This window comes from Lentilactobacillus farraginis DSM 18382 = JCM 14108, assembly GCF_000583655.1.
Lineage (GTDB): Bacteria > Bacillota > Bacilli > Lactobacillales > Lactobacillaceae > Lentilactobacillus > Lentilactobacillus farraginis.
The window spans coordinates 175,137-184,662 of the sequence record NZ_BAKI01000001.1; the positions used below are offsets into that span (position 1 = coordinate 175,137).

General features: G+C 42.1%; 9 protein-coding genes, 1 pseudogene and 1 riboswitch. Of the genes and pseudogenes, 6 read left to right on the forward strand and 4 right to left on the reverse strand.

The genetic code is table 11. The annotated features are described in order from the left end of the window. Nucleotides 1-71 precede the first annotated feature (71 nt). Together JCM14108_RS00890 and mnmM are read left to right on the forward strand one after the other, a co-directional pair. A complete protein-coding gene (locus JCM14108_RS00890; RefSeq protein ID WP_051995946.1) occupies nucleotides 72-710 on the forward strand; it encodes a phosphatase PAP2 family protein in 639 nt (212 codons plus the stop codon). Continuing rightward, nucleotides 707-1,285: a tRNA 5-(aminomethyl)-2-thiouridylate-methyltransferase MnmM gene (gene mnmM, locus JCM14108_RS00895; protein ID WP_035177461.1), complete on the forward strand. Its 579-nt coding sequence runs from the start codon at nucleotides 707-709 to the stop codon at nucleotides 1,283-1,285. The genes JCM14108_RS00890 and mnmM overlap by 4 nt, the downstream gene beginning before the upstream one ends. Nucleotides 1,286-1,397: 112 nt before the next feature. Here the strand turns inward: mnmM and JCM14108_RS00900 are convergent, their stop codons facing one another. Further along, entirely contained in the window at nucleotides 1,398-2,861 is a 1,464-nt protein-coding gene (locus JCM14108_RS00900; RefSeq protein WP_035177463.1) for an MDR family MFS transporter, read from the reverse strand. 125 nt (nucleotides 2,862-2,986) lie between these two features. Next, a pseudogene (gene metK, locus JCM14108_RS00905) lies at nucleotides 2,987-4,176 on the reverse strand (methionine adenosyltransferase). Next, nucleotides 4,174-4,256: riboswitch (SMK box riboswitch) on the reverse strand. Its footprint overlaps the pseudogene before it by 3 nt. Before the next feature lie 165 nt (nucleotides 4,257-4,421). On the opposite strand from metK, the gene JCM14108_RS00910 reads away from it, so the two are divergent. Together JCM14108_RS00910 and JCM14108_RS00915 are read left to right on the forward strand one after the other, a co-directional pair. Continuing rightward, on the forward strand, nucleotides 4,422-5,123 hold the full coding sequence (locus tag JCM14108_RS00910) for a hypothetical protein (RefSeq protein ID WP_235807105.1): 702 nt from the start codon (nucleotides 4,422-4,424) through the stop codon (nucleotides 5,121-5,123). 122 nt (nucleotides 5,124-5,245) lie between these two features. Further along, complete coding sequence (locus JCM14108_RS00915; RefSeq protein WP_035177466.1) at nucleotides 5,246-5,584, forward strand: hypothetical protein; 339 nt, start codon at nucleotides 5,246-5,248, stop codon at nucleotides 5,582-5,584. Between the two features lie 102 nt (nucleotides 5,585-5,686). On the opposite strand, the gene JCM14108_RS00920 is transcribed toward JCM14108_RS00915, so the two are convergent. Continuing rightward, nucleotides 5,687-6,592, reverse strand: a complete 906-nt coding sequence (locus JCM14108_RS00920) for a magnesium transporter CorA family protein (protein ID WP_035177469.1) — start codon at nucleotides 6,590-6,592, stop codon at nucleotides 5,687-5,689. A 95-nt stretch (nucleotides 6,593-6,687) separates the two neighbouring features. Continuing rightward, nucleotides 6,688-8,046 (reverse strand): amino acid permease, encoded by a 1,359-nt coding sequence (locus JCM14108_RS00925; RefSeq protein ID WP_035177471.1) that lies wholly within the window; start codon nucleotides 8,044-8,046, stop codon nucleotides 6,688-6,690. A gap of 357 nt (nucleotides 8,047-8,403) precedes the next feature. On the opposite strand from JCM14108_RS00925, the gene JCM14108_RS00930 reads away from it, so the two are divergent. After that, nucleotides 8,404-8,961 carry a cysteine hydrolase family protein gene (locus JCM14108_RS00930; RefSeq protein WP_035177473.1) on the forward strand — a complete coding sequence of 186 codons (558 nt, stop codon included), beginning with the start codon at nucleotides 8,404-8,406 and terminating at the stop codon, nucleotides 8,959-8,961. A 167-nt stretch (nucleotides 8,962-9,128) separates the two neighbouring features. Continuing rightward, nucleotides 9,129-9,491, forward strand: a complete 363-nt coding sequence (locus JCM14108_RS00935; protein ID WP_035177477.1) for a hypothetical protein — start codon at nucleotides 9,129-9,131, stop codon at nucleotides 9,489-9,491. The last annotated feature ends 35 nt before the right edge of the window (nucleotides 9,492-9,526 follow it).

A 9,526-nucleotide genomic window follows, 5' to 3' on the forward strand; every position in this document is an offset into this window, starting at 1 on the left:
ATTCCCCAAAAAACAATACATACACGTGCTATAATAACTATATTCAACCTAAAAAGAAAGCCGCGGAATCAATGAAATATTTACGTCATCATTTATTTTGGGTATGGTGCGGCGCGTTACTTGTTTTTCTGGTTTTTATGACTGGCGTTTTAACCCATGCAAATTGGATCAGTCGCTTTGACAGTCAAATCGCCAGCCTGATCAGAGGCACAGCCACCCCACAATTGACGTTGCTGATAATTCATTTTACTAAACTGGTCAACGTCTTACCCGTAATTGCATTTACACTGGGCATGACACTGATTTTAATCCTGTTTCGAAAAAGTCGGGCGGCCTTTTTCCTGCTAATCAATAGTTTGGGGCTGGCAGGCCCGGTTAATACGTTGTTTAAATACCTGATTAACCGCCCACGGCCAACCTTTCACCATTTAGTCAGCGTTCACTCAACCAGCTTTCCGAGCGGTCATTCAATGAGTGCCATGATGCTTGGTGGTAGTCTGATCATTATTGGAAATCATTTTCTTAAAAGCCAAAGCCGCCGGTTTATCTTTGATCTATTAGTCGGCTGCTTGATTTTGCTGGTCGGACTAAGCAGAATTTATGTCGGCGTCCACTTTGCCAGTGACGTTGTCGGTGGCTGGAGCCTGGGCCTAAGCTTGTTATTAAGCAGCCGATTTATTTTTGAAAAATTTTTAGGAGGGACAGCATGACAAAACGTTTACCCAATGCCTTACAGTTCAGCCATCAATTGCTAAAAGCAGCGGTTTCACCAAATGACTCGGTGATCGACGGTACAATCGGCAACGGTCATGACACGTTGTTTTTAGCAAAATTGGTGGGTAAATCCGGCCAAGTCTACGGTTTCGATATTCAAAAACAAGCGCTCCAAAATACCACCGATCGGTTGCTACGACATAAAATTGATTTAAAGAACATTCACCTTTACCAACGGAGCCATGCAAATATTAATCAGGTATTGCCCGAATCTCAACAAATTACTGCCGCTATTTTTAATCTGGGCTATCTGCCTGGTGGTGACAAAGCGATTGTCACTAAAAGTAAAGCTACCACGGCAGCTCTAACAGCCTGTCTTGATCACTTAGCCGTTAACGGTCTGGTCATTGTAGTTGTTTATTATGGTCATCCCGGCGGCCAGACTGAAAAAGAAGCCGTGCTTCATTTCTGTCAGACCCTCCCACAAGAAAAATACGGTGTTTTAAAATACCAGTTTATCAATCAAATGCATGAGCCGCCCTTTTTGTTGGCCATCCAAAAAATTAAATAACTTTGAAATCTTTAAGGAGACTGAGACGGAAGTAATTTTGTCCAGTCCCTTTTGTGTAATCCCGAGAAAACGTGTGCCAAGGGGCAACTTCCTGACCTTTGGCACACGCTTTTTAGTTTCGCTTTCGATCAAACCAATTAATCACGTAAGCAGCCAAGATTAAAAGCAGGCCGACGATAAACACATTATGAAGTGATTGATATAAAATCAGCCGTAGTTTGGGCAGGATTTCACCCGATAACTGATTAGCAGTCTGTGGATTGATAAGCTTGTCCATCATTTTCAAAGTTGCTCCGTTTGTCTGAGAGACGCCTCTTAACATCGTCATGTTCATAACAATCCCAAAGACAGAAATCATCAGGGTCTGCCCGAGTGTCCGGCATAACGTATTAAATGAGGTTGCAACACCAATTTCTGAAGGTTTCACAACGTTTTGAACACTAATAATGGAAGTCGTTGTGGTTAAACCAAAGCCGGTCCCGCAAATTGTTGAAATCAACAGGAACGCAACAAACGGCGTATAAGCCGGAATGAGAACCATGACAATTGCCCCGACCAAAATAAATGCCAAACTAATATTGATAATCTGGTTTGGTGAAAGCTTCACCAATAATTTACCGGCAATAAATGACCCGACAATCCACATTAATGAACTTGGCGTTACCGCAAAGCCGGCCATCGATGCTCGCAGTCCTAAAATACCCTGTGTCCAATCCGGTAAATAAACTTCATAGGCAATCAAAAAACCGCTCATTAAGGCAATTACCAGATTTTGAACAACAAATGTCCGTTGGCTAAAAAGTTCCATTGGAATCAGCGGGTCACTTGCCAGCCGTTCTTTTCTGATAAACATAATGCCACCAACGACCGTTAAAATAATGCATCCGGCAACCACTTGCCAGTTAATTACCGTTTGACCAATAATTTGAAATGCATACATGATTGCCAGCAGCGTAATTGTCAGCCAAATGGTCCCACCAATATCCATATGACTATCAATTTTCTGTTTTTCTTCTTGAAGAAAGAACTGAATCATCAATAACACAATCACGCCAATCGGCAAGTTAATAAAAAAGATCCAGTGCCAACTAAGATTGTCGACAATAAAGCCTCCCAATAACGGCGCGATTACCGAAGCAATTCCCCAGGCAGAACTGTTTAATCCTAATACTTGGGCGCGTTTTTCCAAGGGATAGATGTCAGCGATAATCGTATTGGCAACGGGTAATATGGCTCCACCACCAATTCCTTGAATTGCCCGCCAAGCGATCAACCCCATCATTGATTGAGAGAACCCGGACATAACCGATCCCAAAATAAAAATGGTTGTGCCAACCATAAAGATCGGCTTACGACCGATACTATCTGCCAACTTGCCGTAAATCGGTGTCGCAATCGCGTTAGTCAGTAAAAAAATGGAAAATACCCAATTCATTAAAGCGACACCCCGAAGGTCGCCAACAATCGTCGGCATGGCGGTCGAAACAATTGTCCCCTCAATCGCGCACATAAACGTCGCGATAAAAAGCGCGATTGTCACAAAAATAACGTTTCTTTTTGAAGCTGCTGCAGTCATTAAATAACCCCTCTCAAATTAAATAGATTTGATAAAATGTTTTCTGAAGACAAAAAAAGACCGGTACAAAAAAGATTTTGTACCAGCCCCATCCCACGTAATTGAATACGTAATTAAATATTAAATTATTTGTTAAAATAAGCTTTTAAGGCATCAACTTTATCGGTATGTTCCCAAGGCAGGTCAATATCGGTTCTGCCAAAATGCCCGTAAGCAGCCGTTTGTTCATAGATTGGCCGTTTCAAATCAAGCATTTTAATGATGCCGGCTGGACGTAAATCGAACAAGGCCCGAGCCGCTTCAACTAATTTTTCTTCTGAAACCTTTCCGGTACCAAATGTATTGACGTCAATGGAAACCGGTTTGGCAACCCCGATGGCATAAGCCAATTGAATCTCAACTTCATCAGCCAGGTGAGCCGCAACGATATTTTTAGCAATGTATCGGGCAGCGTAACTGGCAGATCGGTCAACTTTAGTGGCATCCTTCCCGGAGAAAGCACCACCACCATGATGGGCAAAGCCACCGTAAGTATCAACGATAATCTTTCGACCGGTTAAGCCGGCATCGCCTTCCGGTCCGCCAATTACAAATCGGCCGGTCGGATTAACCAGGTACCGGGTATTATCATCCAAATACTTGGCTGGAATTACCTGCTTAATGATTTTTTCAATCACATCTTGACGCACCTGGTCCAGCTCAACGCCGTCTGAATGCTGGGTACTCAAGACAACCGTGTCAACTCGAACCGGTTGATTGTTGTCATCATATTCAACCGTTACTTCAGCTTTTGCATCCGGCCCCAAGTAACTAATGGTGCCATTCTTTCGCAGCTCAGCCTGTTTTCGCATCAATTTATGCGATAACGAAATTGGTAAGGGCATTAATTCCGGCGTTTCATTAATGGCATACCCAAACATCAAGCCCTGATCACCGGCGCAATTTGATCAAACGGATCCGTGTTGCCGTTTCTTTCTTCCAACGCCTCATCAACCCCCTGCGCAATGTCAGGTGATTGTTCATCGAGTGCAACGATCACTGCACAGGAATCGCCATCAAAGCCGTAACGACCATCGCAATAACCAATCCGCTTAATCGTATCACGGACGACTTTTTGAATATCGACATAGGCTTTAGTTGAAATTTCACCAAACACCAGCACCAAACCAGTAGTTACTGAAGTTTCACAAGCAACCCGAGCGTCAGGATCTTTTGCTAATAATGCATCCAGAATTGCATCACTGATTTGATCAGCGATTTTATCCGGATGTCCTTCTGATACAGATTCCGAAGTAAATAAATGTTTTTCGCGCATTTTATTTCCCCCTATATATTTTTTAGGTTACAAGGCTTCTTCACGTCCAGCGTGAATCCTATCGGGAACTCATAACTTCACTATGTTATCATAATTTTTTTATTTTTGGAAGCTTTATTTTAAAGACCTCGTTGACCGGTTTGCCAAAAAACATTAAGATAATTTTATTACCATTAACTTGAATGAAACCCTTTTCTGCAGATGATAAACGCATAACTAAGATAAAACGGAGGTGACGTGAAACTTTGACAGTCAAGCAAACCAATCTGATCCGCTCCGACATCCGGATACTTGTCCCGGTCCTAATCTGGGGGCTCTTTTCAAAAGTTGGCTTTCGTTTGTTTTTAACCAATCACGACCTAAGCTACCTGCTTTTATTGGCCCTTAGTTTTTCTGGAATTCTCAGTCAAGTAACCGCAAAAAATAAACAACCGGTTATCCTGATTGGCTGGGATAGCGTTTTTTTAATTTTAGGCATCAAACTATTTTTTAGCTCCTCGGCATTCAACGGCTGGCTGTTGCTGCTCGATTTCATCCTGGCCAACCTACTCAGCCTGACGCGGCTAATTAACGAACCGCATTGTCAATGGATTATCTACGGTGTAATCAGCGGTAGTGGTATGACCTTTCTATTCAACATTACCGCTCATCATTACTTTTCACTGATTTCGTTAATGAGTATCACCCTACTTATTTTTGCCAATATTTTCTTTTCATTTTCAATTTTTATCAAAGTGGGCAACCGGCTCTCACTAGTTGTTATTATGGGATTGATTTTGGCAATTTGTGCTACCTTGATGCTGGGAGCGCTAAAAATTTTAATTATCATATTAATCTTAGGGTTCTACCTATTTTTTGAATGGCGCGTAAACGTTAACAAATACGATACCCGAAGTGATACATCACTGATTTGCCTACTGATTTTTTCGCTGGTTGCCTGTCTCTAATCAAATGTTAAATCTTTCTTTACTTATTTTAATTTTGTGCAAAATCAGCGGCCGTTTTGATTAACGAAGTCTTTAAAGTGTTAATATACTATTGATCAAAAAACGACGGGGGATATCATTCATTGAATATCAGAGTAATCGGCGACATTCGGACCGGCAAAATTCAACCTTCGTTAACCGGAAATGCCATTGTAGACGACGCACTAATTCAAAACTTTTGTAACGAACTAAAGGATCGGGTTAGCAAAACCAATCTTCAAGTCAACGTCATTGCAGAACACTTTTTTAATCCGGCCATTCAAACGGATGACCTTCTCTTGGTGGATCGGCGAATCCTAAATCTATTACCAGCCAATGTTCAGTCCCAATATCGAATTATTGATATTGATCACACTGATTTGGTTCGCGGTAATGTTTTGAAAGTGTTGGAATTGCTGAGACAATTTCATTTAGATACTTAGACATTGGACCTTACAAATAATTTTGGCAGACTAATAAAAAACTCATTGATAACAGCTGTTTAAAACGGCTGCCGTCAACGAGTTTTTTTTAATAATCTGTTTTTAATGACGCTTATTTTTTCCAATGTAAATAACCAGCATGCCAATCATCAACCCGATAGTCAGGATAATGGTACCAAACCACGCCGCTTCCTGATCGGCAAATGGTAATTTAACGTTCATGCCATAGAAACCCGAGACAATCGGCGGAATCGCTAATAATAATGACCACACTGTCAAAAATTTCATCGTTTGATTCAACTTATTATTCAACAGATTGCCATAAGCCGCCTCAGTTTCGTTAATAACGTCTCCTTGAACACTAAACATCGTCTGACACTGTCGATACTCGACAACCAAATCGGAAAGCTGCTGGGTTACCTGTCGCGCCAAATCGGTTGTCATTCCCAGTCTTTGCCGAAGCACGCCCTGCAGCTCTTCTAAAGCCACCAAGTTACCGGCGGTTGCCGACCTTAGATAAACAAGTCGGGTTTTCAAAATCGTCAGTGAATCCAAGCGCCGTTTGGTAATTGCCGTCAACCGATGACTGGCCAAGTTATCCGCTCGCTGACTAACTTCGTCCAACATTTGAAAGTAAGGCCCAAGAATCCCTTTCAGGATTGTAAAAATATGGTCGCTAATTAATGAGAAGCCCGTTTGAGACTGCTGATTAATCAACTTGGCTTGTTCTTCACTATGACAGGCAGTAATGATGATATCATCATTAAATCCTAAAAATATCGGCACAGTAATTGCACTGTCAAGGCCGCTTGCCAATGCCCGAATCACCACAACACCTGTACCCGTCATGGCATCGTAAGTTGCTCGGGGCTGTTCATGCCGATCAAGCATGTAACCCTTGAATTTTTCGGGCAGCTGGTACTTATCGATAACGCGATCAAGTTCCGCTTGTCGGGGATTAGCCGCTTCAATCCAAATATAATTTTTTAATTGATGAATCCTTACCATTGCCGTCTTCCTCATAAATGTAATTGCGCTAATATCCTGTTCAAATTGTAGATGAAGGATTGCATGAATTCAATATTTTTCACAGACTTTTAACCTTAGTGGCTTTTTTGGCGATTAATTAATTGGAAAGCAATTAGCATGACACCGATTGAAATAATCGAGATTATCATTGCCACCCTGGTAGACGAACTTACCAGCAGAAAGCCCAAAATAAACAGAAAGAAAGCCAGACTTAAATAGTCGGTAATCGGATAACCCGGCATCCTAAAATGACTGCTTCCCTTAGGATGTTTGCGACGGTATTTAACGTGGACAACCAAAAGAACCACCCAGACAACGACAAAGTTAATCGTTGAAACACTGGAAACCAAGTTAAACACCCCTTCAGGAATGAAGTAATTTAAAACAACAATAATTAATAAAAATGCTGTTGAGAAGTTGAGTGCGATATTTGGCACACCATTTCGACCAAGCTTGGTAAGAAAGTTGGACGCATTGCCGCCCATACTGAGGGCATACATCGTTCGGCTGGTGCTAAATAGGCAACTGTTGGTAGCCGAAATGGCCGCTGTCAGAACCACAAAATTCAAGATACCGGCCGCACCAACAATTCCAACCCCGGAAAAGACCTGGACAAACGGACTGGCAGTTGTCGTAATGTCATTCCATGGATAGACACTCATAACCGCAACCATTGATCCAATATAAAACAGGCCGATCCGAATTGGCAGACTGTTAATCGCCTTGGGCAGGTTCTCTGCCGGATCATTGGTTTCACCGGCAGTCAGCCCAACCATTTCAATTCCGACAAACGCAAAAACGACCATTTGAAATGATAATAAAAAGCCGTGGGCCCCCTTTGGAAATAAACCACCGTGGCTGATCAAATTACTGAATGAGGCAGTGGAAGCGCCGACCTTAACTGAAAAAATTGCCAATCCAAAACCAACGATCACCAGCAAAATAATTGCGACTACTTTAATCATCGAAAACCAGGATTCCAATTCGCCGAATAGGCCAACGTTCACCAAATTAGCGGCAAAAAGGCAAAGCAGAATCGCCAACGGCGGAATCCACTGGGGAACTCCCGGAAACCAGTATTTAATATAGATTCCGGTTGCCGTTAAATCGGCCATTGCCAAACTAATCCAGCAGAACCAATATGTCCAACCGGTAACAAATTCCCAACGATCACCTAAATATTCCTTAACGAAATCCAGAAAAGAATGCTTTGACGTATCCGATAGCAGTAACTCACCGATCGCCCGCATCAACAAAAAACAAAATATCCCAACAACCAAATATGAAATAATAATTGACGGACCCGACGTATGAATCGCACTTCCGGAGCCCAGAAATAGTCCGGTTCCAATCGCACCACCAATCGCAATCATTTGAATGTGCCGACTCTTTAACGAGCGCGATAAACTGGTTGCATTTTTACTCTTTTCCATCATTTTCCTCCAATACTTTCATCGACAGTAAAAAACGCCCCCGGTACCTGCAAAAACAAGTACCAGGGGCGTTTGTCATAAACGCGGTTCCACCCAAGTTCTACAATTCATCCTTGAATTGCCTTTCAACGCAGATAAAGGATGCAGCCTTTGTAATTCGCCATAATAATCGTATCGACTTTCAGCGGTTGCCGACTCTCTTTTCATTAACTATTTAGTATACGGATTCATGAACAATTGTCAAGCATATATAGACAAAGAATATTTAGCGCATGATATTTGAAATTCGAACGAAATTATAGTAGGTTAGAACCAATAAAAGTAAAAGGTACTTTAATATTCGGGAGGTCGATTAAAATGGCATCACATACCGCACTGTTAATAATTGATTACACAAATGATTTTGTCGCTGACAAGGGAGCGTTATCCTGCGGGCTGCCAGGACAAAAACTGGCACCAAAAATTGTTGACTTGGCTGATAAATTTGTTTCGAATGGCGACTGGGTTATTTTCCCAACCGACGTTCATACACCCAACGACCCTTATCATCCTGAAACCAAGCTTTTTCCGCCCCACAACGTCCGAAACACTTGGGGCCGAGAATTTTATGGCCCGGTTGCAAAGTGGTATCAGCAAAATAAAGGCCAGGAAAAAGTTTATATGTATGACAAAACCCGTTACAGCGCTTTTGCCGGCACAGATTTGGATTTGAGAATGCGTGAACGCCACGTTGATACACTTCACCTGGTTGGTGTCTGCACCGATATTTGCGTGCTGCATACTGCCGTTGACGCCTATAATTTAAACTACAATCTTGTGATTCATCAAAAGGGAGTCGCAGCTTTAGGACCAGAAGGCCAAACTTGGGCACTGGACCACTTCAAGAATGTTTTGGGTGCCAGTGTTGTTGACTAATCAAGTCTGATTCACCCATTGGTTTAGAATGCCCTTTGCAAAATTCCTCTTTTTATTGTTTAATTGTTCTCGAAGAGATTTTTCGACCTCGATGATCAAAACAATTTTCTTCTCCGCAACGTCAGTCAATACAAATTGACGATTGTGTGAATAAGGAGGAACAGTGTATGAGCGATAAGTTACCAACCTATAACCACGATCAATGGCAAAAGGCCAAGGACGCGGTTTTAGAAGAATATGAAGATTATAAGCAGCTGTTGCGGCGCCAAGGCGTCGACTACACTATCAAGAATGCCCGTAAGCTGCTGATCTATCAAGACCTGGTTGCTGAATGGCAGCATAAATTAGACACTGTCATTACCGATTTGGAAGATAATATATTCGCTCTCAGTGTCTTTAATGATTTAAAAAAACGCAAAGTCAGTTCGCTTTTGGAGCGCGGTTATACGCATATTTCAAACTGGCCGGACTTCAACCCCAGTCCGTTGGCCCTTTGGCTTGAACTGGAAGAAGACGAAGCCATGGCTTAAAAGATTAATCGGATTTGTCAAACCAAATTTTAAAG